The 375-nt window shown below is 60.3% G+C and carries 1 protein-coding gene; it reads left to right on the plus strand.

Going from position 1 to position 375, the window contains the following annotated elements:
* On the plus strand, positions 1-375 hold a 375-nt coding region (locus L6D77_RS27090; RefSeq protein ID WP_236170234.1), incomplete at both ends, for an immunoglobulin-like domain-containing protein.

Genomic DNA, 375 nt, shown 5'->3' on the forward strand with positions numbered 1-375 from the left:
AAGTCACCGTTCCAGCGGGCAGCGCCTCTGGCACCTTCACCATCACCGCCAAGGATGATGTGTACACCGGTGGCCAACCGAATATCGTCAACAAGATCGAATCGGTCGCCGGTGGCGACAACTTCGAAAAACTGACCCTCGGCGATAACACCGTCACCACCTCGGTTACCGACGAGCCAGGCACCGGTACGCCGGGCGCGGGCAACGAAGGCGACAAGGTCAGCGTGACCATCGTCAGCAACGGCGATGTCACCGAAGACCAGCAGCCAAGCTTCACCGTCAAAGTCAGCCAGAAGCTGGATCAGGATCTGACGGTCACCCTGTCCAACGGCGCCAAAGTCGTGATTCCGGCGGGCCAGACCGAAGCCATCTACA

The sequence above is a fragment of the Pseudomonas parasichuanensis genome (assembly GCF_021601385.1).
GTDB classification, from domain to species: domain Bacteria; phylum Pseudomonadota; class Gammaproteobacteria; order Pseudomonadales; family Pseudomonadaceae; genus Aquipseudomonas; species Aquipseudomonas parasichuanensis.